The sequence below is a fragment of the Kitasatospora sp. YST-16 genome (assembly GCF_026802215.1).
Lineage (GTDB): Bacteria > Actinomycetota > Actinomycetes > Streptomycetales > Streptomycetaceae > Kitasatospora > Kitasatospora cineracea.
The window spans coordinates 1487095-1510426 of record NZ_CP113837.1; the positions used below are offsets into that span (position 1 = coordinate 1487095).

The window sequence follows — 23332 nt, forward strand, 5'->3', positions numbered from 1 at the left end:
GTCGGCTGCCGAGCCCGACGGGCCGTCAGCTGCTGAGTTCGAACCACATCCGCTTGCCGGTGCCGCGGGGTTCCACGCCCCAGGTGTCGGCGAGCGCCTCGACCAGCATCAGGCCGCGGCCGGAGGACGCCTGCTCGCCGGGGGTGCGGCGGGTCGGCCAGAGGTCCGACTCGTCCTCGACCTCGACCCGCAGGCGGGCCCGGCCGTGCTCCTGGTAGAGGCGGGCGGTGAACATCGCGTCCCGGTCGGTGTGCCGGATCGCGTTGGTGACCAGCTCGGAGGAGAGCAGTTCGGCGGTGTCGATCAGTTCGGGCACGCCCCAGCGGCGCAGCGCGTCGCGGAGCTCGCCGCGCAGTTCGGCGATCCGGGCCAGGTCGGCCTGGCCGATCCGGCGGCGCAGCTGCTGGGCGGCGCGCCCGCCCGCGGGGCCGTCCCAGCGCAGCAGGAGCAGGGCGATGTCGTCCTCGCGCTCGCTGCTGTCGGAGGCCCCGGAGGCGATCCGGTCGGCGAGTTCCTCGAGCGGTTCGCGCGGTGACTCGTCGATGCCGGGGAGGTCGCCGGAGACGTTCTCGCAGAGCCGGGCGAAGCCGGTGTCGAGGTCCATCCCGCGGGCCTCGACCAGGCCGTCGGTGCAGAGCACGACCGTCTCGCCGGGGTCGAGGCTGAACCGGGTGACCCGGTACTCCTCGTCGGGGTCGACGCCCAGCGGCAGGCCGCCGGAGACCGGGACGGGGTGCGCGGTGCCGTCGGCGCGGCGCACCACCGGGTCGAGGTGGCCGGCCCGGACGGCGTAGACCACGCCGTAGTCGACGTTGACCTCGGCGTAGGTGCAGGTGGCGAAGTGGTCGGTGTCGAGGTCGGCCAGGAAGCGGGAGGCGCGGGCCATCACCGCGGCGGGCGGGTGGCCCTCGGCGGCGTAGGCGCGCAGCGCGATCCGCAGCTGGCCCATGATGCCGGCGGCGTGCACGTCGTGGCCCTGGACGTCGCCGATCACCAGGCCGACGTGCCCGCCGGGCAGCGGGACGACGTCGTACCAGTCGCCGCCGATCTGCAGGCCCGAGCCGGCCGCGAGGTAGCGGACGGCGGTGCTGACGCCGGGGACGGCGGGGACGGTGCGGGGCAGCATGACGCGCTGCAGGCCGGCGGCGAGCTCGTGCTCGGCGTCGTGCAGGCGGGCCCGGGCCAGCGACTGCGCGACCAGGCCGCCGAGGGTGGAGAGCAGGGTGCGCTCGTCGGTGTCGAGTTCGCGGTCGTCGTCGAAGGAGACCACGCAGATGCCGGTGGGGCGGCCGCTGGCGATCAGCGGCAGGAAGGCCCAGGAGGAGCGGCCGCTCTCCTCGGCCCAGTCCCAGGCCTCGGGGTAGCGCTCGCGGTACTCCTCGCGGCTGGAGACGAAGATCGGGGCGCGCTGCCGGACCGCCTCGGCGGCGGGGTGGGTGGGCGCGAGCGGGATCCGGTCGAACTGGTTGCTGAGCCCGTTGTGGTAGCCGTTGGAGCCGAGCAGCGCGATCCGCCCGGCCTCCAGCGAGGCCAGCGCGAGGCCGTCGGGGCCCAGGCCCGGCAGCGGCAGTTCGGTGAACACCCGGGCGACGTCCCGGACGGTGACGGCCTCGGAGAGCGCCCGGGCGGCCTCCTTGATGAACCGGGAGCGCTGCTCGCGCAGCTGGGCCTGCTCGTCGGCCCGCTCGCGCTTGTGCAGTTCGACGGTGGCGTCCCAGACGAAGCCGACCATCCGGGACGGGCGGCCGAAGGCGTCGGCCAGCACCCGGCCGCGGAAGCGCACGGCGTGCAGTTCGCCGTTCGGGAAGACGGTGCGGTAGTAGGCGCCGCACTGGCCGAGTTCGGCGACGGCGCGCTCGACCCGGCGGCGCACCACGGGCGCGTCCTCGGGGTGCAGCAGGGCCAGGAAGGAGGCGGAGGTGCGGTCGAAGGGCTGGCCGACCAGGCCGAGGATCGCGCAGGCCCGCTGGTCGCCGACCAGCACGTCGCGGCGGATGTCCCAGTCGAACGAGCCGATGCCGTTGGCCGCCATCGCCGGTTCCAGCCACTCGGGGCTGGAGTCGCCGGTGCGGGTCGGCAGGCCGCGGCCGGAGGGCGGCGGCACGGTCCGACCGCCGGACGCCGGTCCGGCGGCGGTGCGCAGCGGGTTCGCGGGGGTCTCGTTCCTGGTGGCCTGGGCGGGCGGGGTGCGGCGGGCGGGCCCAGGCGCCTCGGGCTCTGTGGCCATGCTTCTCCTGCCGGTGCCTTGCCTGGCGGCCGCTGGTTGTTCCCGTGTCCCCTACTGGGCCGGCCGGACCGCGATGGTTGCGTGTGCCTCCTGGCACACATTCTCACTACCCTCTCGTATGTTCGGCAAGGCGGCAATGGCAGGGGGCCGAACGGTACCGATCGCACACGATCACGTCCGGCATATTCACCCGCCCCGGGCCGCCCCGACCCGCGGCCGGAGCCCGGCGGACGGTGGGCTGCGGATGGCGGGCGGGTGGGCGCAATTCCCGGTTCAGCCCGCGGAGAGCTCGAACCAGGTGGTCTTCCCGTCCGCCCGCAGCTGCACGCCCCAGTCGTCCGCCAGCGCCTCCACCAGCAGCAGGCCCCGCCCCGAGGTGGCCGTCTCGGAGGCGGCGCGGCGGTTGGGCACCTGGCCGCCCGCGGCGTCCTGCACCTCGACCCGCAGCCGCGAGCCGCCGGTCAGCACCGCGTCGAACACCGCGCCCCGGCCGGTGTGCACCAGCGCGTTGGTGACCAGTTCGGAGGCGAGCAGCTCGGCGGTGTCGGACAGCTCCGCCGGGAGGCCCCAGTGGTCGAGTGCCGCCCGCAGCCGCCGGCGCACCGCTCCCACCGCCGGCAGGTCCGCCGCGTCGAGCGCGGCGTGCAGCCGGCGGTGCAGTGCGCACCCGGGTTGATGTGCCGCCGGCGTCTGCGCCACCGGCCCCCGGTGCTCGGCCCCCTCCCGCCACGTGGCCGACCGCTGTCGCGGAAACCTCGCCTGACCGTCCATCAACCTCGTACGCCCCCGGGGTAGTTCCGAACGGCCGCCGCCCGCTCCCCCGCCGGGTCGGCTGCCCCCTCTCGTTCCTCCTCTTGCCCACTCAGCCCTCGAAAAACCCTCCGGGGCCCGTCGACGGCCCCTCGACCGGGCCCGCGGGTCCGTCGCCCGTGTGCCCAGGGTGTCGGCGGTGCTAAGTTTGAACGACGTTCTAACATCTGTACCGACCATCCCTCCGCGACCCCCGCAAAGCGAGGCACCGTGCGACTGACCCCCACTGAACGGGACCGGCTGCTGATCTTCACCGCGGCCGAACTGGCCCGCGCCCGGCGGGCTCGGGGCGTGCGGCTGAACGTCCCCGAGGCGACGGCCCTGATCGCCGACACCGTCTGCGAGGCGGCCCGCGACGGCCGCCGGCTGGCCGAGGCGATCGAGGCCGGCCGCACCGTGCTGGGCGCCGAGGACGTGCTGCCGGGCGTCCCGGACGTGGTCACGGTGGTGCAGGTGGAGGCGGTGTTCGAGGACGGGACGCGCCTCGCCGTGGTCACCGACCCGTTCCGCGGCGCGGGCTCGCTCGGCGAGGGCGCCCCGGGCGCGGCGCTGCCCGGCACCGGGGCGGGCTACGACCCGGTGGAGGAGACCCTGCTGCTTCCGGTGCACAACACCGCCTCGGTGCCGATCTCGGTCACCTCGCACTTCCACTTCTTCGAGTCCAACCCGCGCCTGGCCTTCGACCGGGCCGCCGCCTACGGCACCCACCTCGCGGTGCCGGCCGGCTCCTCGGTGCGCTTCGACCCGGGCGCGACGGTCGAGGTCGGCCTGGTCCCGATCGGCGGGGCCCGGGTGGCGATCGGCTTCGCCGGGCTGGTGGACGGCCCGCTGGACGCGCCGGGCGCGAAGGACGCCGCCCTGGCGAAGGCCCGGGCGACCGGCTACCTGACCGAGTACGACGACGCGGAGCCCGCCCGGTGACCGCCCCCTCGACCACCCGGAAGGACCCCGCATGAGCGCCATCACCCCGCACGACTACATCTCGGTGCACGGCCCGCGCGCGGGCGACCGGGTCCGGCTCGGCGACTCCGGGCTGATCGTCCGGGTCGAGTCCGACTCGCAGGCCCCCGGCGACGAGTTCCTGGCCGGGTTCGGCAAGACCGCCCGGGACGGCCTGCACCTGAAGCCCGCCGCCGTCCGGGAGACCTGCGACGTGGTGGTCTCCAACGTGCTGGTGATCGACGCGGTGCAGGGCATCCGGAAGACCTCGATCGGCATCCGGGAAGGCCGGATCACCTCGATCGGCCGGGCCGGCAACCCGGACACCCTGGACGGGGTCGAGGTGGTGGTCGGCACCGGCACCACCATCGTCTCCGGCGAGGGCCTGATCGCCACCGCCGGCGCCGTCGACACCCACGTGCACCTGCTCTCGCCGCGCATCATGGAGGCCTCGCTGGCCTCCGGGGTGACCACGATCATCGGCCAGGAGTTCGGCCCGGTCTGGGGCGTGGGCGTCAACTCGCCCTGGGCACTGCGGCACGCGTTCAACGCCTTCGACGCCTGGCCGGTCAACATCGGCTTCCTCGGCCGCGGCTCGTCCTCCGACCCAGCCCCGCTGGTCGAGGCGCTGGCCGAGGGCGGCGCCTCCGGCTTCAAGGTGCACGAGGACATGGGCGCGCACACCCGGGCGCTGGACACCGCGCTGCGGGTCGCCGAGGAGTACGACGTCCAGGTCGCCCTGCACACCGACGGGTTGAACGAGTGCCTGTCCGTCGAGGACACCCTCGCCGTGCTGGAGGGCCGCACCATCCACGCCTTCCACATCGAGGGCTGCGGCGGCGGCCACGTGCCGAACGTGCTGAAGATGGCGGGCGTGGAGAACGTCATCGGCTCCTCCACCAACCCCACCCTCCCGTTCGGCCGGGACGCGCTGGGCGAGCACTACGACATGATCGTCTCCGCCCACGACCTCAAGCCCGACCTGCCCGGCGACGCCGCGATGGCCCGCGACCGGATCCGGGCCGGGACGATGGGCGCCGAGGACGTGCTGCACGACCTGGGCGTCATCGGCATCACCTCCTCCGACGCCCAGGGCATGGGCCGGGCCGGCGAGACGGTCCGCCGCACCTTCGCGATGGCCGGGAAGATGAAGGCCGAACTCGGCCCGCTCGACGGCACCGGCTCGTACGGGACCGCCGAGGGCGGCGACGACAACGAGCGGGTGCTGCGCTACATCGCCAAACTCACCATCAACCCGGCGATCGCGCACGGCCTCTCGCACGAGATCGGGTCGATCGAGGTCGGCAAGCTCGCCGACCTGGTGCTGTGGCGCCCCGACCACTTCGGCGCCAAACCGCAACTCGTCCTCAAGGCCGGCTTCCCCGCCTACGGCGTGGTCGGCGACCCGAACGCCTCCACCGACCGTTGCGAACCCCTCGTCCTGGGCCCGCAGTTCGGCGCGCACGGGGCCACCGCCGCCGACCTCTCGGTGGCCTTCGTCGCCCAGGCCGCCGCCGACTCCGCCTACCTGGACGTCGCGGGCGACCGACTCCCCACCCGCAGGCGCCGGGTGGGCGTGCGCGGCACCCGCGGCATCGGCCCCCGCTCGATGCTCCGCAACGGCCGGACCGGCCGGGTCGACGTCTCCGCCACCGGCCTGGTCTCGCTCGACGGCGAACCGCTGCGCTCGGCGCCCGCCGACTCGGTCTCGCTCAGCCGCCTCTACTTCCTCTGAACAACCCTCCCCCGCCTAGGACTTGACCCCATGAGCAACTCCCCCACCCCCGCCTCGCTCGGCTTCAAGATGCCCGCCGAGTGGCACCCGCACCAGCGCACCTGGATGGCCTTCCCCACCCCGAACCCCACCTTCGACGGCCCCGAACAGCTCGACGCGGCCCGCCGCGCCTGGGCCGAGGTCGCCAACACCGTCGTCCGGTACGAGCCGGTCACCCTGGTGGTCAACACCGGCGAGAGCGAGGACGCCCGCCGCTACCTCGCCGCCGAGGTGGAGATCGTCGAGCGGCCGCTGAACGACGCCTGGATGCGCGACATCGGCCCGTCCTTCCTGATCGACGGCAACGGCGAACTCGCCGCCGCCGACTGGGTGTTCAACGGCTGGGGCGCCCAGTCCTGGGCCCGCTGGGACAAGGACCAGGACATCGCCGAACACGTCACCGACCTGACCGGCGCGCGCCGCTTCGCCTCCCGGCTGATCAACGAGGGCGGCGGCATCCACGTCGACGGCGAGGGCACCGTCCTGGTCACCGACACCGTGCAGCTCGGCGAGGGCCGCAACGCCGACTGGACCCGCGAACAGGTCGAGGCCGAGCTCCACGCCCACCTCGGCACCACCAAGGCGATCTGGCTGCCGCGCGGACTCACCCGCGACTACGACGAGTTCGGCACCCGCGGCCACATCGACATCGTCGCCGCCTTCGTCCGCCCCGGCACCGTGGTCGTCCACTCCCAGCCCGACCCGGCCCACCCCGACCACGCCGTCTGCCGGGAGCTCGCCGACCTCCTGCGCACCGCCACCGACGCCCGCGGCCGCACCCTCGAAGTGATCGAACTCCCGGCCCCCACCGCCCTGTTCGACGAGGACGGCGAACCCGTCGACTACTCCTACATCAACCACTACGTGGCCAACGGCGCCGTCATCCTCTGCGCCTTCGACGACCCGCGCGACGAACAGGCCAAGGCGATCCTGGAGAAGGCCTACCCCGGCCGCACCGTCGAACTGGTCGACGCCCGCGAGATCTTCGCCAACGGCGGCGGCATCCACTGCATCACCCAGCAGCAGCCCCAGCCCTGACCCCGCCCACCACCGCGTCACCACCGCGGGCCGGAACCCACCTCCGCAGAGGACGGGTTCCGGCCCGCGGCCGTTCCCGGCGACGGGTCGAGGGCGGCCTGCGCCTCCTCGTGGTGGCGTTCGCGGCGGCGGCGTTCGGCCATCGCGGTGACGGTGCCGGTCAGGAAGGCGTCCCAGCAGTCCTGTTCGGCGGTCGGGGGGCGGCCCGTGCCGGTGGTGCAGCGCGGGCAGCGGCGGCACGGGCGGTAGTGGGGCTCGGGGCCGCCCGGGGGCGGTCCGGGCTGTGGCTGGTCGGCGGTCACTGCTCCTCCTCGATCTGGGCCCAGATGACGGTCTGTCCGTCGGCGGTGACCGAGCCCCAGCGGTCGGCGGTGCGCAGCGCCTGGAGCAGTTCGCTCCAGGTCGGGGCGTCGTCGGGTGGGCAGGGGATGCTGATCCTGGTGCTGCCGACGGCGAACCGCACGTCGGCCTGCGCGCCCGAGGCCCGTTCGATCGCCGTCCGCAGGTCGGACGCACGCGTGCTGATCTGCACCACTCCCCCAGAGTACACATAGGGCTATGCTCTACACGTAGAGTAGTGCCCCACCGGATACTGTGTCACCGATCGGCGGACCACACACCTCTCGGAGGAACGTCCCATGACCGGTAGCGGGCCCTCCGCGTATCTCCAGGTGGCTGAGCGGATCCGCGAGCGGATCGCCTCCGGCGAGTACCCGCCGGGCAGTCAACTCCCGTCCCTGGCCGAGATCCGGGCGCAGTACGGCTTCTCGCACGGCGTCGGCCAGTCCGCGTACCGGCTGCTGGAGCAGGAGGGCGTGGTGCTCGCCCGGCAGGGGCGCGGCTACTTCGTCCGGCCGCAGGAACCCCGCCCCACCCTGGTCCGCCGCGGCGGCGCGGCCGGCGCCGTCGGACCGGACACCGTCGGCCTCACCCAGCAGGGCGTCACCCCCACCTGGCGCAGCCACTCCACCACCGAGGCCGCGAGCAGGGAGATCGCCGAGCGCCTCGGCATCGAGCCCGGCGACCCGGTGATGCACACCTCGTACGTCTACCTGGTCAACGGCGACCCCGGGTACCTCGCCGAGTCCTGGGAGACGATGGCCGTCACCGGCCAGGCCCTGATCGTGCTGCCCGAGGCCGGGCCGTACGGCGGGATCGGCGTCGCCGCGCGGATGGCCGTCATCGGCATCGACGTCGGCGAACCCGTCGAGGAGGTCACCGCCCGCGGCCTCAACCGGGCCGAGGCGCAGACCTTCACCACGCTCCCCGGCGCGCCCGCCCTCGCCATCCGCCGCACCCACTACGACCGGGCCACCGGCCGGCCCGTCGAGACCGCCGACTTCGTCCTGCCCGGCGAGCACTGGTCCACCCGGTACGGCCGCCCGCCCGGCGACTGAACCGGACCGCCGCACCGCCCGCCGCCCGCCGCGCACCGCCCCGTCCGGGCGGGCAGGCGGCGGAGGGGCGCGGTGTGATGGACCCATGACCCCCGAGAACCTGGACGACCTCACCGCCGAACTCCTCCGCCTCGCCCCCGGCCTCGACCCCGCCCGGGCCGCCGCCCTGCTCCGCCGCGCCTACCGCGCCGGACTCGCCGACGGCCGCCGGGAGACCACCGAGAGCCGTGAGCACGGCGGCTGGTGAACCCCGCGCCCGGCCCGTGCGGGAGACTTCCCGTACGGGGAGGAGGACCGGACCTCCCCGCCCGGGAGCCGGAACCGGACCCCGCACAGCACCACACCGAGGAGTACGGATGGCGCCCCGCACCCGCCGCCCGGCGCGCCCCCGCGAAGAGGTCTACGCCGCCGCCCGCACCGCGATCGCCGAACACGGCCTCGCCCGGCTCACCATGGCCGGCCTCGGCGAACAGCTCGGCATGAGCGCCGGCCACCTCCTCTACTACTTCGGCAGCAAGGACCAGCTCCTGCTGGAGACCCTGCGCTGGAGCGAGGCCCAGCTCGGCGAGCGCCGCAGCCGCGAACTCGCCCGCCGCGAGGTCCCCGTCCTCGACCGGCTCGACCGCTACCTGGAGCTCTACCTCCCCGAGGGCCCCGGCGACCCCCGGTGGATCCTGTGGATCGAGGTGTGGAGCCGCTCCCCCGGCACCGCGGAGCTCCGCCAGGGCCAGCTCGACATCGAGACCCCCTGGCAGGACGACCTCGCCGCGCTCCTCGCCGAGGGCCGCGCCACCGGCCTCCTCCCGGCCGCCGGCACCACCCCCGCCCGCGCCGCCCAACTGCGCGCCCTGCTCGACGGCCTCGCCATCCCGCTCGCCATCGGCCTGCCCGCCACCACCCGCGAGGACGCCCTCGCCCAGGCCGGCTCCGCCGCGCGCGCCCTGCTGGGGCTGCCCGCGTAGCGGCCGCCGTCCGCCGGGCCCCGCCCTACCCCGCCCTACTCCGTCCAGACCGCGGCCGCGGTGCGGTCGTCCGCGTAGCCCTTGGCGCGGACCTGGATCTGGCGGAGGAAGTCGACCGTGCCCGGCGGGTGCGGGTGGGCCCAGTGGCTGGAGAGGAAGTGCGCCACGGCGGGCTCCTCGGCGATCGGGGCGGCCAGGCCCGGGGTGCACAGCAGCAGGATGTCGCCGGAGGTCGCCGGGACCAGGCGGAAGCGGAACGGCCGGGGCGCGGGCATCGAGGCCGGCGGGAGCGGGGGCTGCCCGTCCGGGTGGTGCAGCAGCCGCGCGGCGTAGGCGTCGATCCAGTGCCCGGAGCGCAGCAGGTACAGCCCGCCGGGGCCGGTGCCGAACGCGGCCCGGTGGGTCGCCGCCGGGTCCGCGGACATCAGCAGGCAGTGCAGCGAGGCGGTCTCCTCGGGCGGCAGGCCGGCCGGCCCGTCCCCGTCCCTGTCCCCGTCCTGGGCGGCCTGCTCCGCGGCACTGCGCAGTTGCACCGCCGCCTGGAGGGCGATCCGCTGCAACCCGTAGCGCAGCCGGTCGCGGGCCCCGGCCCGCAGGTCGGCGGCGAGTTCGGCCCGGCTGCGGCCGATCGCGGCCGCCGGCTGCCGGGCCGACTCGGCCGCCGCGACCGACCCCCACTGGGCGTTGGCCCGGCGCGCGGGCGCGGCCAGCACCGCGAGCACCAGCGCCTCCTCGCCCTCGCCGAACCGGACGGTGAGCAGCGCGTCCGTGCGCGGCTCGCCCCGGTAGCGGGCCGAATCCCCGCGGATCGACACCGCCCGCAGCGTGGTCCCCGCGAACCCGGCGCCGTCGATCGCGGTGTCGGGCACCAGCGCCGCCAGCCCGGCCGGATCGGCGGCGGGCAGGCTGGTCGGCTCCGGCGCGTACGTCGGGGGCCGCTCCCCCACGTGCGGCACGGCCGGCGCCTGCGGACGCCCCGACCAGGGCGCGGCCCGGTCCGGCGGCGGGGGCCCCACCACGACCGTCGGCGCGGGGGCGGAGGTCGGAGCGGGGGTCGGCTCCGGTGTCGGCGCGGGTTCGGGCTCGGGCTCGGGCCCGGTCACCGCTTCCGGTTCGGGTTCGGGGTCAGCGAGCGAAGGCTCAGGCTCGGGTTCAGGCTCCGGCGAGGGTTCCGGCGGGGCCGTCGGAAGATCCGTCAGCGTCGGGGCCGGGGCGGCCGGTTCCTTCGAGAGGTTCGGCTGGAGCTCGGGCCAGGCGGCCTCGGCCCAGCTGCGCGGCGTCGGCCCCGGCTGCGGTTCGACCGGCGCCTGCGCGAACTCCACCGCCTCCGCTTCGCGCTCCGGTTCCGGCGCCCCCGATCCCGGCGCCTCGGGTTCCGGCGCCGGGGCCTCCTGTTCGGGGCGGCGCTGCGGGGCGATCAGTCCGGCGGCGGTGGTGAACCAGTCGTCGACGGTGCCGGTGTCGGCGCCGGTGTTCGCGGCGGGGGTGTCGGGGAGGGTGCCGGCGGGGCCCGCGTAGACGGTGTGCCACCAGGCGTCGTCGGGACGGGGCTGCCTGGGCGGGCCCTGCTCGTTCAACTGACCGCTCCTGATCCGTGAGGGGGGCCGGACGTCACGTCATTCTTCCGAAGGACAACGACGGTGTCCGGGATTCGGAACATCGCGCGGACGTCCGGGGAGGGGTTCCGGCCACGGGTGGCGCGGCGGTGGCGGCGGGGCGGCGGTACGGGGTCAAACGGGTTCCAACAGGGGCTTCGGGGACGGGGTGGCGGGGCGTTCGTCCGGAAAATGAGAGCCCAAGGGGGGCATCGCTTCACCCGATCGGCTGATTAATATGTGCGCATGGCCGCGCCAGGATCTCGTACTCGCCCCGGAGGGCCCGCAGTCGCGGTGCTCCGTCCGGTGGCGGTGCTGTGGTCCCTGCTGCTGGCCGCGCTGCTCGCGCTGCTGCCCTGCGCGGCGACCGCCGCGAGCGCCCGGCCGCTGAGCTCCCCGCCGGCCGGCCAGGAGGCCCCCGGCGCGTCCGCGCCGCAGCGGACGGCGCCCGGCGCGGACCCGGCCGCCGGGGCGTCCCGGACGGCGACCCCGGTGCGGGCGGGTGCGACGGCGTCGCACCACGGGCCGGCGGCGGTGCTGCCGGTCGCGGCCGGGGAGGCGCCCGGTGCGGCGTTCATCCTGTGCACCGCGGACAACCCCGGCCCGGTGCCCGGCCACGGCTGCTCCAGCCATCCCTTCTGCGGCCCGGAGTCGCACCTGCCGAACGCGCCGCCGGAGCCCGGCACGGCCGTCCGGCCGCGCCTGGTCGCCCCGCCGGTGACGCCCGCCGCTTCGGTCTGCGGCGCACCGACCGGGTCGCACCACGCGCCCGACCTGCACGTCCTGCAGGTTCACCGGTCCTGAGCGGAACCCACCGCCGACCGACGCCCCGCCGCGCGGGGAGGTCGGCGGCTCCGCTGCCCCCACCCCACCGCAGACCGCCGTGCCAGCCACGGCGGGGACAAGGAAGACATCCATGGGTTCCGCCTCCAAGCAGTCCAACCCCACCGGCAAGCAGCCCAAGCCGGGCAGCAAGGCCGCCCAGCAGGCCGACCGCCGGGCCCGGATCGCCGAGCTGCGCGCCATCGAGCAGCGCCGCGAGCGCCGCAACAAGACGATCACCATCGGCATCTCGTCCGTCCTGCTGCTCGCCATGATCGGCGGCGGCAGCTGGCTGGTGATGGACTCCAAGGACAAGAGCGACAAGAAGAAGGCGGCGGCCACCGCCGCGGCCGAGGCCGCGCAGAAGGCCAAGGACGACGCCGCGAAGGCCGACATCCCGGGCCTGCAGACCTTCGGCAAGCTCACCCAGAACCACGTCAAGACCGAGGTGAAGTACCCGCAGACCCCGCCGGTCGGCGGCGACCACGACCCGGTCTGGCAGACCTGCATGGGCAACGTCTACGACAAGCCGGTCCGCAACGAGAACGCCGTCCACTCGCTGGAGCACGGCGCGGTCTGGGTCACCTACAACGGCAAGGCCACCCCCGAGGACATCAAGACCCTCAGCGACAAGGTCAAGGCCACCCCGTACAGCCTGATGAGCCCGTACCCGGACGAGCCGGGCACCATCACGCTGACCGCGTGGAGCAACCAGCTGGTGGTGGACTCCGCCAGCGACCCGCGGGTCGAGACCTTCTTCGCCAAGTTCGTGCAGGGCCCGCAGACCCTGGAGCAGGGCGCGAGCTGCAGCTCGGGGCAGATGTGACCGCGGCCCCCGCCGACGGCGGCGGGCAGCCGGAGTTCGAGGAGCACGAGGAGTTCGAGGAGGAGCTGCCGGCCGCCCCGCGCGGGCGGCGGCGGTTCTGGTGGCCCGCGGCGCTCGCGGCCGTGGTCGCCCTGGGGCTCGGCGTGCCCGCGCTGGTCTCCGGCAGCACCCCGGCGTCCGGCAGCCCGACGGCCGCCGCCCCGGCCGCGCCGGCCACCGACTCGGCGGAGGCCGGGTTCGCCCGCGACATGGCCACGCACCACCAGCAGGCCATCGACATGTCGTTCATCATCCGGGACCGCACCCAGAGCGAGGAGGTGCGGGGCTTCGCGTTCGACATCATCAACACGCAGGCCAACCAGCGCGGCATGCTGATGGGCTTCCTCGACCAGTGGGGCCTGTCGCAGAGCACCACCGCCAAGCCGATGACCTGGATGAACCACCCGTACGAGGCGCACGACGGCTCGCTGATGCCCGGCATGGCGACCAACACCGAGCTGGACCGGCTCCGTTCGCTCAGCGGCCAGGACGCCGAGGTGTACTACCTGCAGCTGATGATCAAGCACCACAAGGCGGGCGCCGAGATGGCCCAGGCGTACGTGGACGCGGGGCGCAACGCCCCGGAGAAGCGGCTCGCCCAGGGCATGGTCGACGCGCAGCACGCCGAGATCCAGCTGATGACGGACATGCTCGCCGAGCGCGGCGCGCAGCCGGCCGCCTGAGCTGTAGGCACGGGCGCAGCCGGCCGCCTGAGCCGGTAGGCACCGGGCGCGGCCGATGCGCCGGAGGGCGCCGCCCAGGGGTTCGCTTCCCCCGGGACGGCGCCCTCCGGCGTCGGGTCGGGCGGCTCAGCCCCGGCAGAGCCGGACCGCCAGCGCCGCGACCGCCGCGAGCAGCAGCAGGACGGCGCGGCCGCCCGCCGCCGCACCGGCCTGGTGGACGGCCAGCACCGGGAGCGCGGTGCCCAGCGCGGTGCCGAGGCTGCGCACCATGTTGACCAGCCCGCCGCCGACGGCCGAGCTCTGCGCGGGGATCGCCCGCATCACCAGGGCGTTGTTGGCGGGCAGCAGCAGCCCGAGGCCGTAGCCGGTGAGCAGCAGCGGCGCGGCCGTGGTCCACGGGCCGGGGGCGGGCAGCAGGGCCAGGGCGAGCAGTCCGGCGGCGGCGGTGAGCGCGCCGCAGCGGCAGCGGGCGGCATCGCTCCAGCGGCCGGGCAGCAGCACGCCGCCGGCGGTGGCGGCGAGCGCGAACGCGGCGGGCAGCGCGGTGATCGCGGCGCCCGCGGCGGTGGCGGTGGTCCCGCGTCCGGCCAGCACGACGGGTTCCAGCACCAGCGGGCAGAACAGCAGCAGGTAGCCGACCAGGGCGACCAGCAGGCCGGCCCGGATGCCGGGGGTGTTGACCAGTCCGGGCGGGATGATCGGACGGTCGGCCCGGCGCTCCTGCCGGACCAGGGCGAACGTGGCGGCGACGCCCGCGGCCAGCAGCCCGGCGACCGCCCAGCCGGGCAGCGGCAGGCCGGAGGCGGCCGAGAGGGCGAGCAGCAGCGCGGTGGAGGAGCCGGCCAGCAGCAGCAGTCCGGCCAGGTCGAAGCGTCCCTCGCGGTCCGCCGTCCGGGCCGGGCAGCAGCCGTCGGGGAAGGTGCGCGGCAGCAGGAACCAGCCCGCCAGCATGCCCAGCACGCCGATCGGCACGTTGACCCAGAACGCCCAGCGCCAGGACGCGTGCGCGACCAGCAGCCCGCCGAGGGTCGGGCCGAGCGCCAGGCCGAGCGCCTGGGCGGCGGCCTGCACGCCGAGCGCGGTGCGCATCGCCCGTTCGGGTACGCCGCGGGCCACCAGGGCGACGCTGTTGGCCTGCATCATCGCGCCGCCGACGGCCTGCACGGCCCGGCAGGCCACCAGGACCGCCAGGTTCCCGGCCAGCCCGGCGCCCAGCGAGGCCAGCGCGAACACCGCGAACCCGCCCAGGTACATCGTCTTCCGGCCGACCAGGTCCGACAGCCGCCCGACCGGGGCGAGCAGCGCGACCAGCACCAGCAGGTACGCCAGCGAGACCCACTCGACGGCGGCGAACGAGGCGTCGAAGTGGCCTTCCAGCGCGGGGAAGACCAACGAGGTGACGCTGGCGGTGAGTTGGCCCAGGAACGCGCCCAGGCAGACGGTGCCGACCGCCAGCCAGTGCGCGTGCGGCCAGCGCGCGACGGCCCGGGGGCGGGGGCGTTCGGCCAGTTGCAGGGTGTCGAGCAGCCGGGAGGCGACCGCGGGTTCAGCCATGGGGCGAACATATCTGCTTCCGACATAATCGCTCAAGGAGCGTTTCTGGACCCGACCGATCCGCCCGCCGCTCTTCCGCCGCCTTTCCCCTCGCCTTCCCCTCCCCTTCACCGCTCCCCGGTTCCCCTTACCGCTCCCCGGTTTCCCTTACCGATCCCTCCCCCCCGCCCGGCACGGTGTTTCGGCCGGTCGACGGGTGGACACCCGGTAGCCCGCGGGTGGCCGGACGCTACGCTGTCCGCCATGTCTTCGCAGCCCCAGCCGCTCCCGCCGCCGACCGGACCCGCGGCCGCGGGCGCCGACACGCTCGCCGGGGCGCAGCAGCTCACCGACGTGATCACCCGCCTGCGCCGGGCGCTGCGGAGCTCCATCCGCTCCGAGTTCCCCTGGGAGGCGCTGCCGATGGCCCAGGTCGAACTGCTCCAGACCCTGGCTGCCTCCCCCCTGCGGGTCGGCGAGCTGGCCGCCCGCCAGCGCCTCGCCCCCAACACCGTCAGCGGCCTCATCTCCAAACTGCTGGAGGCCGGCCTGGTCGACCGCCAGCCCGACCCGGGCGACCGCCGCACCGCCCGGATCGCCCTCACCGAGGCCGGCCACCAGCAGCTGCGCGACTGGCAGAGCGCCCACGAACGCCGCCTCGCCACCGCCCTCGAAAGCCTCACCCCCACCGACCGCGAAGCCGTCATGCGCGCCCTCCCCGGCCTCGACCGCCTCGCCCACTCCCTCGCGGGCACCGACCCGCTCCGCTGAGGCCCGCTCGCCGAGGCCCGCTCCGCCGACGGCCCGCTCGCCGACGGTCCGACCCCGGCGTCAGGGGCGCCCACGGCGATGTCCGATTCCCGCCAGTCGGTGTCCCCGCGATCGCGCAGACTGGAAGGCGTGATCGACGACGAGACCAGGTACCGGGCCGTGGACAGTCGGGACGCCCGCTTCGACGGGGTGTTCTTCACGGCGGTGCGGACCACCGGCATCTACTGCCGTCCGAGCTGCCCGGCCACCACCCCCAAGCGCACCAACTGCACCTTCTACCCGACCGCGGCCGCCGCCCAGGGCGCCGGCTACCGGGCCTGCCGGCGCTGCCGGCCGGACTCGGTGCCCGGCTCGCCCGAGTGGAACCACCGGGCCGACCTGGTCGGCCGCGCCGTGCGGCTGATCGGGGACGGCGTGGTCGACCGGGAGGGCGTCGCCGGACTGGCGGCCCGGCTCGGCTACAGCGCCCGCCAGCTCCAGCGGCAGCTGACCGCCGAGCTCGGCGCGGGCCCGCTCGCGCTGGCCCGGGCGCAGCGCGCGCAGACCGCCCGGCTGCTCCTGCAGACCACCGAACTACCGGTCACCGACGTGGCGTTCGCGGCCGGCTTCGCCTCCGTCCGGCAGTTCAACGACACCATCCGCGAGGTGTACGACCGCACCCCGTCCACGCTGCGCACCGAGCACGGCGGCCACCGCCGCACCCCGGTCGGCGGCGGCACGCTCGGCCTGCGGCTGGCCTACCGGGGCGCGATCGACACCGGCCACCTGCTGGACTTCCTCGGCCTGCGGGCCGTCCCGGGCGTCGAGGAGGTCGTCCCCGGCCCGCGCCCCGGCACCCGCAGCTACCGGCGCACCCTGTCCCTCCCGTACGGGCACGGCCTGGCCGAGGTGGACGGGCTCGCCCCCGGCGACCGGCCGGACCGGGGCTGGCTGGACTGCCGGCTGACCCTCACCGACCTGCGCGACCTGACCACGGCCGTGCACCGGCTGCGCGCCCTGTTCGACCTGGACGCCGACCCGGACGCGGTGGACGCCCGGCTGGCCGCCGACCCGCTGCTGGCCCCGCTGGCGGCCGCCCGGCCCGGGCTGCGCTCGCCCGGCCACGTCGACCCGCACGAGCTCGCCGTCCGGGCGGTGCTCGGCCAGCAGGTCACGGTGGCCGCCGCCCGCACCCTGGCCGGCCGGCTCGCCGAGCGCTACGGCACCGCGCTGCCGGCCGCCGACGGCGGGCTGCGCCTGCTGTTCCCGACCGCCGCCGCGCTGGCCGCCGCCGACCCGGAGCACCTGGCGATGCCGCAGTCCCGCCGCCGGGCCCTGCTCGGGCTGTGCGCGGCGCTCGCCGACGGCACCGTCCGGCTCGACCCCGGCGTCGACCGCGAGCAGGCCGCCGCCGAACTGCTCGCCCTGCCCGGCATCGGCCCGTGGACGGTCGGCTACCTGCGGATGCGCGCCCTGGCCGACCCGGACGTGTTCCTCCCCACCGACATCGGCGTCCGCGACGGCCTGCGCGCCCTCGGCGCAGCGGGCGACCCGCGCTCCGCCGCCGGACGCTCCGCCCGCTGGGCGCCCTGGCGCTCCTACGCCCTGCACCACCTGTGGTCGGCCGCGGCCGACCACCACGCCGCCACCCCCCGTACCCGCAAGACCCGCGAGGACCAGTCATGACCACCGCACCCGCCACGCCCGCCACCGCTCCCACCACCGTGTTCACCACCATGGACAGCCCGCTCGGCACCCTGCTGCTCAGCGGCCCCCTCGACGCCGACGGCCGCTTCGCGCTGGCCGCCGTCACCGCCCCCGGCCAGAAGGGCGCCCTCGCCGAGCCCGCCGCCCACTGGCGGCCCGACGCCGACGCCCTGGCCCCCGCCGTCGAGCAGCTCACCGCCTACTTCGCCGGTGAGCGCACCACCTTCGACCTGCCGCTGGCCCCCGTCGGCACCGCCTTCCGGCAGCAGGTCTGGGACGCCCTGGACGACATCCCGTACGGCGCCACCCTCACCTACGGCCAACTCGCCGACGCCGCGGGCCAGTCCCCGCGCGCGGTGCGCGCCGTCGGCGGCGCGGTCGGCGCCAACCCGCTGCTGATCGTCCGCCCCTGCCACCGCGTGATGGGCGCCAACGGCAGCCTCACCGGCTTCGCCGCGGGCATCGACGCCAAGCGCTGGCTGCTGGCCCACGAGAGCGGCGACCGGCTGTTCTGACGGCCCGTCAACTCCCTTCTGCAGCAGGCTTGGAGGCCTCGGGCGGCAGGGACTCCAGCCGCCGGGCCAGCCGGGCGGTGTCGGGGGCGGCGAGCCGCTGGTACGCCTCGTGCGCGGCGGTGAACCGTTCCCGCGCCCGCGCGGTGTCGCCCTGGGCGAGGGCGAGTTCGCCGAGCCACTCGACGGTGCGGGCCTGCCAGTGCGGCGCGCCCGCGGTGGCGAAACCTTCCCTCGCGGTCTCCAGCACGGTCCGGGCCTGCCCGTACCGTCCGGCGACGGTGTGCGCCCGGCCCAGGATCGCCTGTGCCCGGGACACCTCGTAGGGGTCGGCGACGGCGGTCAGGTCCGCGATGGCGGCCTCGAGCTGGCGGACGGCCTCGGCCTCGTCCGCGGCGTCCACCGCGACCTCGCCGAGCGCGATCCGCAGCAGGCCGACCCCGCGCCGGTACCCGATCGCCGTCCGCAGCCGCAGTGCCTCCTCGAACTGGCCCCGGGCGGAAGGGAGTTCACCGAGCTGGCGGTGCGCGTGGCCGAGCCCGGTGCGGGCCTGCGACTCGGCGCGCGGGTCGCCGTCGGCGACCGCCAGTTCGAGTGCCTGCCGATACCAGTGGGCCGAGTCCGCCGGGCGCCCGGCGTTGCGCAGGGCCTGTCCGCCGGAGGTGAGCATCCGCTGCTCGCCGGCCCGGTCCCCGGCCAGCCGGGCGGCCCGCAGGCCGAGTTCGTGCGCCTCCAGTTGGAGGCCGAGCGGGCGCAGCCGGAGGAACAGCGGCCACATCGCGTCGGTCAACTGCCAGACCAGGCCGTGCTCGTCGTGCCGGGCGGCGTCCCGCAGGACGGCGGCGAGCTGGTCGCGCTCCCGGTCGAGCCACTCCAGGGCGGCCGACTCGCCGGTGAACTCCACCGGATGGCAAGGGGGTTGGGCGTAGTCGCGGGCCAGGTTGCGGTGGCTGGGGGTGATCAGCTGCTCGGCGGCGGTCGCGGTGGCCAGGTAGTGGTCGGCGACCCGGCGGACCGCGGCCCGGCACCGCCCGGGGGACTCCTCGGCCCGGCCCCGCTCCCGGGCGTGCAGCCGGACCAGGTCGTGGAACCGGTAGCGGCCGTCCCGGCGCTCCTCCAGCAGGTGCACCCCGGCGAGCGCGTCGAGCGTGAGGTCGGCCACCGCCGGGGAGAACTCGGCGGCCGCCGCCGCCACCCCGGGCGTGAACTCCGCCACCGGCAGCTGCCCGAGCAGCCGGTACAGCCGTCCGGCCTCCGGGTCCAGCACCCCGTACGAGTCGTCCAGCGCCCCGCGCACGGCGGTCTCGCCGTCCAGGCGCAGCACCGCCAGCCGGTCGGCCTCCCGGCGCAGCGCCTCCGCGGTCGCGGCCAGCGGCTGCCGGGGCCGCGCGGCCATCCGGGCGCCGACCACGCAGATCGCCAGCGGCAGCCCCGCGCAGCGGGTGACCACCTGGTCGGCGGCGAGCGGCTCGGCGGCGATCCGGTCCGCGCCGACCCGCTCCGCCAGCAGTTCGACGGCGGCGGACCGGTCGATCAGGCCGATCGGGAGGAACCCGGCGCCGTCCATGCCCAGCCCGGTCAGCCTGGTCCGGCTGGTGACCACCGCGACCGAGTGCTCGGATCCGGGCAGCAGCGCCCGGACCTGGGCGGCAGTGGCGGCGCTGTCCAGCAGCAGGCCGATCCGCCGGCGCGCGGTCGCCGACCGCCACAGCGCGGCCGCCTCCCCCAGCTCGGCGGGCACCCCGGAGAGGCCCAGCGCGCGCAGGAACGCCCCCAGGACCTCCGCCGGGTCGGCCGGATCGCCGGGCGCGTGGCTGCGGAGGTCCGCGTAGAACAGCCCGTCGGGGAACTCCCCGGCCCGGGCCCGCAGCCAGTACCCGGCCAGCGCGCTCTTCCCGACCCCCGGCGGCCCGGCCAGCACCAGGCAGCGCCCGCCCGGAGCCGGGAGCGCACGCAACTCCCGGTCGAGCGCGGCCAGCTCCGCCCCGCGCCCGAGGAGGCGTGCAGGGGCGGGCGGAAGCTGTCGAGGCACCGGAAGCAGCGCCGGAGCGTGCGAATGAACGTGCACGCCCCCGTGGACGTCGCCCGTCTGGAGCGCGACGCCTTCGATCCTGACCTGGCCGGTGATGGAGTTGCGAGGGCCTTCCACGTGCTCATTCCTCCCCTGGATCGATGCGCGGCCGCCCGCCGCCCACTCCGCCGGCCCGCCCGCTGCCGATCCGGCCGCCCGGTCCGGGCATCCGCTTGCCGAGCAAACCGCGTTCCGAGGCATGGGAGAGCGGCGGGACCCCGTCCGAGCAGCGCGTGTTCCCGACGGGGCATCAACTGTCATGCCCGATCGCCCAGCTCATGGCACCGGGACGGACCGGCAACCACTTCGGTGGTGGTCCTGGAAACCCCGGCAGCGGGCAACCGACCCACCTCGTCCCGACTCCGGGCCCCTTACCAGAAACCCTGGCACTGCACGGGAACAATGCCGGAAAACTGGCGCCGGGAAACATTCGACTGCTATAGCAGCGCACCCGCACCCGTGCCATGCTCGCCTCCTGCGCGACCGAGGAACCGGCGACAGGAGGAACACCGCGATGATCCACCTGCTGGGCACTGTCGAACTCTCGGCCGGGGGACGGCCGTTGCCCATCAGCTCGGGCAAGACCAGGACCCTGCTGGCCTGCCTCGCCCTCGACCTGGAACGCCCTCAGTCGGTCACCTCCATCGCCGACCGACTCTGGGACGGCGAACCCCCACCGAGCGCCGTCAGCACCCTGTACGGCTACCTCTCCAGACTCCGCGCGGCCCTGCGCAGGGCCAACGAGCTGAGCACCGGCACGGACGGCGCACCGATCGAGATCGTCTCCCGTTCCGGCACCTACGCACTGCACGCCGAAACCGACCAGGTGGACTGGCAGTTGTACTACGAACTCTCCCGCGAGGCCCGCAGCCTGGCCGAGGCCGGGGACGACCGGCGGGCCCTCGCCGTGCTCCGCCGGGCCGACGACATCTGGCAGGGGGAACCGCTCGCCGGCCTGCCCGGCCTGTGGGCCCAGCAGGTCCGCAGTCAACTGCTGGACCGCAGGTTCGCCGCCTCGCTGGTCCGCTTCGAGGTCGAACTCCGCCTCGGCCACTTCGCCGACCTGGTCCCGGACCTCGCCGAACTCGCCGAGCAGAGCCCGTGGAACGAACGGGTGGCCGCCCACCTGATGACCGCGCTCTACGGCTGCGGCCGGATCGACGAGGCACTCGCCGTCTACCGACGCATCCGGCGGCGGATGTACGACGACCTCGCCACCAGCCCGGGCGAGGCCCTCGACCGGCTGCACGCGGGGATGCTGCGCCGCGACCGCATCACCGACCTGATCGACCGCCCGGCCGCGCCCCCGATCGCCACCACGCCGCCCCCCGAGCCCGAACGGCGCCCCTCCACCCTGCTGCCGGCTCCCGAAATCGTCGGCCGGGAAACCGAGTTGGAGATGCTGACCGCCGCCGCCCGCGGCGAGTGGCCGGCCCGCACGTCCAACCGGTCTGCCGCGCTCCCGGTGATCGCGCTCAGCGGCCAGCCCGGCTGCGGCAAGAGCGCCCTCGCGCTCGCCGCCGCGCACCGGTTGCGCCCGGACTTCCCCGACGGCGCTTTCATGCTCCGCCTCGCCGCCCACTCCCCCGCCCGCTCCGACCCGACGCCCGAAGCCGCCGCCACCGGCCTGCTGCGCCAGTTCGGCGTCCCGGCCCCGCGGATCCCCCTCGACTCCGACGAACTCCTCGCCCAATGCCGCGAGTTGCTCACCCAGCGGCGCGCCCTGGTGCTGTTCGACGACGCCGCCGGCCCCGGTCAGATCGGCCCGCTGCTCCCCGCCGCCCCGACCTGCTTCGTCCTGATCACCAGCCGCCACCGGATGGCCGAACTGCCCGCCGTCAGCAGCGTCCCGCTCGATGCCCTCACGCCCGAGGCCTCCGCCGCCATGTTCACCCGCCTGGTCGGTCCCGACCGCGCCGACGACCGGGCCCGGCTCGCCGACGTCACCCGTCGCTGCGCCCATCTCCCGCTGGCCCTCCACCTCGCCGCCGGCCGCTTCCGCTCCCGTTCGTCGTGGGACCTCGCCCACCTCGCCGACCGACTCTCCCGCAGCAACCGCCTCGGCGAACTGAGACACGGACCCGACAGCCTCCACCGGACCCTCGCCATGTCGTACCACGATCTGTCCGCCGACCATCAGATCGCCTTCCGCCGCTTGAGCCTGCACCCGGGCACCGACTTCGGCCTGCTGACCGCGGCAGTGCTCATCGACTGCCCGGTCGACCGGGCGGAACGCCTGATCGAGGACCTGCTGGCGGTCAGCCTGCTCACCGAGCACGCGGTCGAAAGATTCAGTTTCCACGAGCTGGTGCGCGAATACGCGGCCGCCCAGGAGCTGCGGGAGGAATCCGCCCAGGAGCGGGCCGCGACGATCAGACGGTGTGTCAACTTCCTTACTGCAATGGCAAACAGGGCAGATCAGGAGTCCTTCCCCGAACGCTACCGGATGCCACTGGAGGCATTGCTGGAGGGGCCGACCGGGACACACCCGCAGCTTCCTCCCGAGATTCTCCGGACGGTTCCCGCACCCGGCTGGCTGGCCATCGAAACCGCATCCTTGAGCGATCTTGAAAAGAGTTTGCGAGCCGACGGCGACCGGAGATCAGCCGCCGTTCTGACGCACGTCATGAACGGCAGACTGGATTCCGAATGCCTCTGGCGGGAAGCCGTCGACGCCCACCGGTCAGCCGCCGAGCACTGGCGCGACGAGGACGCGGACGAACCCGAGATGCATGCACAACTGGCGCTCGCCCACTATGCGTTGAGAGTATCCCGCTATCCAGACGCCGACCGCGCAGCCCACCGCGCACTGACCCTCGCCCGCACCGTAGGCGACCTCCGGGGCGCCGCCGAGGCCATGGGGCGCCTGGCCCAGCTCCGCTGGCAGCAGGACGACCTGCAGGAGGCACTCGCCCTGCAGCGCGAAGCCCTGGAGATCCTTCGCGGCCTCGGCACCGACCCGGCCGCCACGGCCGCCGCCCTCGCCAATCTCGGCATGCTGCAGAGTTGGCTGGGCGAGCCCGAGCAGGCTCTGGGCAGCTTGAACGAAGCGCTGTCGGGTTTCCGGTCCTGCGGTGACCGGTCGGCCGTTCTCCGGGTGACCGCGAACATCGGAGCACTGCAGATCGACATCGGCGACGAGGCCGCCAGAGATTCCCTGGAGTACGTCTCGGAAAACGGCGAAGGCATAATTCCTGAAATCGACCTCGCGGCCTCCAGACTCAATCTTGCGGAGGTCGTTTCAGGCGCCGGTGAAATCGATCGATCACTGCGCCTGATCGAAGGTTCACTCCGAACGTTCCACCGGCTCGGAAGTCTCCATCGCCAGGCCGAGGCGATGAACCTTAAAGCCCGGATCCTACTCCTTTCCGGAAATCCGGAATCCGCCGGAGAGACCTACGCGGGGGCGCTCGGCATCGCCCGGTCGATCCGCGCCCCCCGCGAGGAGGCCGCCGCCCTGCAGGGGTTGAACCGGCTCGCCGAGCACTGGGACGAGCCAGGTGGGGATCCCTTCGCTCCACCGACCCCGGTAGGGACGGCCTGCGACCGCCACCCGCCCGAGGAGTCGGGACCGCGATCGGTCCGGACTGGCTGAGGACCGCGGGCGCGGCTCCGTCCGACAGCTCCGGAAGAACAGTGCGTACGGC

Annotated in this window: 20 protein-coding genes; 13 read left to right on the forward strand and 7 right to left on the reverse strand. The window is 75.0% G+C overall.

The features are described 5' to 3' along the window. Positions 1–25: 25 nt before the first annotated feature. Positions 26–2227, reverse strand: coding sequence for a SpoIIE family protein phosphatase (locus OU787_RS06775; protein ID WP_268658841.1), 2202 nt, complete (start codon positions 2225–2227; stop codon positions 26–28). Between the two features lie 273 nt (positions 2228–2500). Then, entirely contained in the window at positions 2501–2926 is a 426-nt protein-coding gene (locus OU787_RS06780) for an ATP-binding protein (RefSeq protein ID WP_232794953.1), read from the reverse strand. 321 nt (positions 2927–3247) lie between these two features. Here OU787_RS06780 and OU787_RS06785 point away from each other — a divergent pair, with 321 nt between their 5' ends. Genes OU787_RS06785 through OU787_RS06795 form a run of 3 tightly spaced genes read left to right on the forward strand, consistent with a single transcriptional unit; the run spans position 3248 to position 6788 of the window. After that, positions 3248–3958 (forward strand): urease subunit gamma, encoded by a 711-nt coding sequence (locus tag OU787_RS06785; RefSeq protein WP_030460161.1) that lies wholly within the window; start codon positions 3248–3250, stop codon positions 3956–3958. Between the two features lie 31 nt (positions 3959–3989). Beyond that, positions 3990–5711, forward strand: coding sequence for an urease subunit alpha (locus tag OU787_RS06790; protein WP_268658842.1), 1722 nt, complete (start codon positions 3990–3992; stop codon positions 5709–5711). 30 nt (positions 5712–5741) lie between these two features. Beyond that, entirely contained in the window at positions 5742–6788 is a 1047-nt protein-coding gene (locus OU787_RS06795; RefSeq protein ID WP_268658843.1) for an agmatine deiminase family protein, read from the forward strand. A gap of 17 nt (positions 6789–6805) precedes the next feature. Here the strand turns inward: OU787_RS06795 and OU787_RS06800 are convergent, their stop codons facing one another. Both OU787_RS06800 and OU787_RS06805 read right to left on the reverse strand, forming a co-directional pair. Continuing rightward, positions 6806–7090: a hypothetical protein gene (locus OU787_RS06800; RefSeq protein WP_268658844.1), complete on the reverse strand. Its 285-nt coding sequence runs from the start codon at positions 7088–7090 to the stop codon at positions 6806–6808. After that, a complete protein-coding gene (locus tag OU787_RS06805; RefSeq protein ID WP_157852336.1) occupies positions 7087–7323 on the reverse strand; it encodes a hypothetical protein in 237 nt (78 codons plus the stop codon). Before OU787_RS06805 ends, OU787_RS06800 begins: the two co-directional genes overlap by 4 nt. 103 nt (positions 7324–7426) lie before the next feature. On the opposite strand from OU787_RS06805, the gene OU787_RS06810 reads away from it, so the two are divergent. The 3 genes from OU787_RS06810 (at position 7427) to OU787_RS06820 (ending at position 9147) form a co-directional block, all read left to right on the forward strand. Then, complete coding sequence (locus OU787_RS06810; RefSeq protein WP_030460152.1) at positions 7427–8185, forward strand: GntR family transcriptional regulator; 759 nt, start codon at positions 7427–7429, stop codon at positions 8183–8185. Between the two features lie 85 nt (positions 8186–8270). Further along, positions 8271–8432, forward strand: coding sequence for a hypothetical protein (locus OU787_RS06815; RefSeq protein WP_157852334.1), 162 nt, complete (start codon positions 8271–8273; stop codon positions 8430–8432). Between the two features lie 109 nt (positions 8433–8541). Further along, positions 8542–9147 carry a TetR/AcrR family transcriptional regulator gene (locus OU787_RS06820; RefSeq protein ID WP_268658845.1) on the forward strand — a complete coding sequence of 202 codons (606 nt, stop codon included), beginning with the start codon at positions 8542–8544 and terminating at the stop codon, positions 9145–9147. A gap of 35 nt (positions 9148–9182) precedes the next feature. Here OU787_RS06820 and OU787_RS06825 read toward each other — a convergent pair whose 3' ends face one another. Then, positions 9183–10724, reverse strand: coding sequence for a protein phosphatase 2C domain-containing protein (locus tag OU787_RS06825; RefSeq protein ID WP_268658846.1), 1542 nt, complete (start codon positions 10722–10724; stop codon positions 9183–9185). Positions 10725–11036: 312 nt separating this feature from the next. Here OU787_RS06825 and OU787_RS06830 point away from each other — a divergent pair, with 312 nt between their 5' ends. The 3 genes from OU787_RS06830 to OU787_RS06840 all read left to right on the forward strand — a co-directional run bounded on the left by OU787_RS06830 (position 11037) and on the right by OU787_RS06840 (position 13112). Beyond that, positions 11037–11546, forward strand: a complete 510-nt coding sequence (locus OU787_RS06830) for a hypothetical protein (protein ID WP_268658847.1) — start codon at positions 11037–11039, stop codon at positions 11544–11546. Positions 11547–11658: 112 nt separating this feature from the next. Then, on the forward strand, positions 11659–12390 hold the full coding sequence (locus tag OU787_RS06835; RefSeq protein WP_030460148.1) for a DUF3105 domain-containing protein: 732 nt from the start codon (positions 11659–11661) through the stop codon (positions 12388–12390). Continuing rightward, positions 12387–13112 carry a DUF305 domain-containing protein gene (locus tag OU787_RS06840; protein ID WP_268658848.1) on the forward strand — a complete coding sequence of 242 codons (726 nt, stop codon included), beginning with the start codon at positions 12387–12389 and terminating at the stop codon, positions 13110–13112. The genes OU787_RS06835 and OU787_RS06840 overlap by 4 nt, the downstream gene beginning before the upstream one ends. Positions 13113–13238: 126 nt before the next feature. On the opposite strand, the gene OU787_RS06845 is transcribed toward OU787_RS06840, so the two are convergent. Then, positions 13239–14666: an MFS transporter gene (locus tag OU787_RS06845; RefSeq protein ID WP_268658849.1), complete on the reverse strand. Its 1428-nt coding sequence runs from the start codon at positions 14664–14666 to the stop codon at positions 13239–13241. Positions 14667–14909: 243 nt separating this feature from the next. Here OU787_RS06845 and OU787_RS06850 point away from each other — a divergent pair, with 243 nt between their 5' ends. From OU787_RS06850 to OU787_RS06860, 3 genes are all read left to right on the forward strand, one after another. Further along, on the forward strand, positions 14910–15416 hold the full coding sequence (locus tag OU787_RS06850) for a MarR family winged helix-turn-helix transcriptional regulator (protein WP_030460145.1): 507 nt from the start codon (positions 14910–14912) through the stop codon (positions 15414–15416). A 78-nt stretch (positions 15417–15494) separates the two neighbouring features. After that, complete coding sequence (locus OU787_RS06855; RefSeq protein WP_327059356.1) at positions 15495–17081, forward strand: AlkA N-terminal domain-containing protein; 1587 nt, start codon at positions 15495–15497, stop codon at positions 17079–17081. Next, complete coding sequence (locus tag OU787_RS06860) at positions 17078–17617, forward strand: methylated-DNA--[protein]-cysteine S-methyltransferase (RefSeq protein ID WP_030460143.1); 540 nt, start codon at positions 17078–17080, stop codon at positions 17615–17617. Before OU787_RS06855 ends, OU787_RS06860 begins: the two co-directional genes overlap by 4 nt. A gap of 7 nt (positions 17618–17624) precedes the next feature. On the opposite strand, the gene OU787_RS06865 is transcribed toward OU787_RS06860, so the two are convergent. Next, the gene (locus tag OU787_RS06865) at positions 17625–19646 is read right to left on the reverse strand and encodes an ATP-binding protein (RefSeq protein ID WP_268658851.1); all 2022 of its coding nucleotides are present in this window, start codon (positions 19644–19646) and stop codon (positions 17625–17627) included. A gap of 553 nt (positions 19647–20199) precedes the next feature. Here OU787_RS06865 and OU787_RS06870 point away from each other — a divergent pair. Beyond that, positions 20200–23280 (forward strand): AfsR/SARP family transcriptional regulator, encoded by a 3081-nt coding sequence (locus OU787_RS06870; RefSeq protein ID WP_268658852.1) that lies wholly within the window; start codon positions 20200–20202, stop codon positions 23278–23280. The last annotated feature ends 52 nt before the right edge of the window (positions 23281–23332 follow it).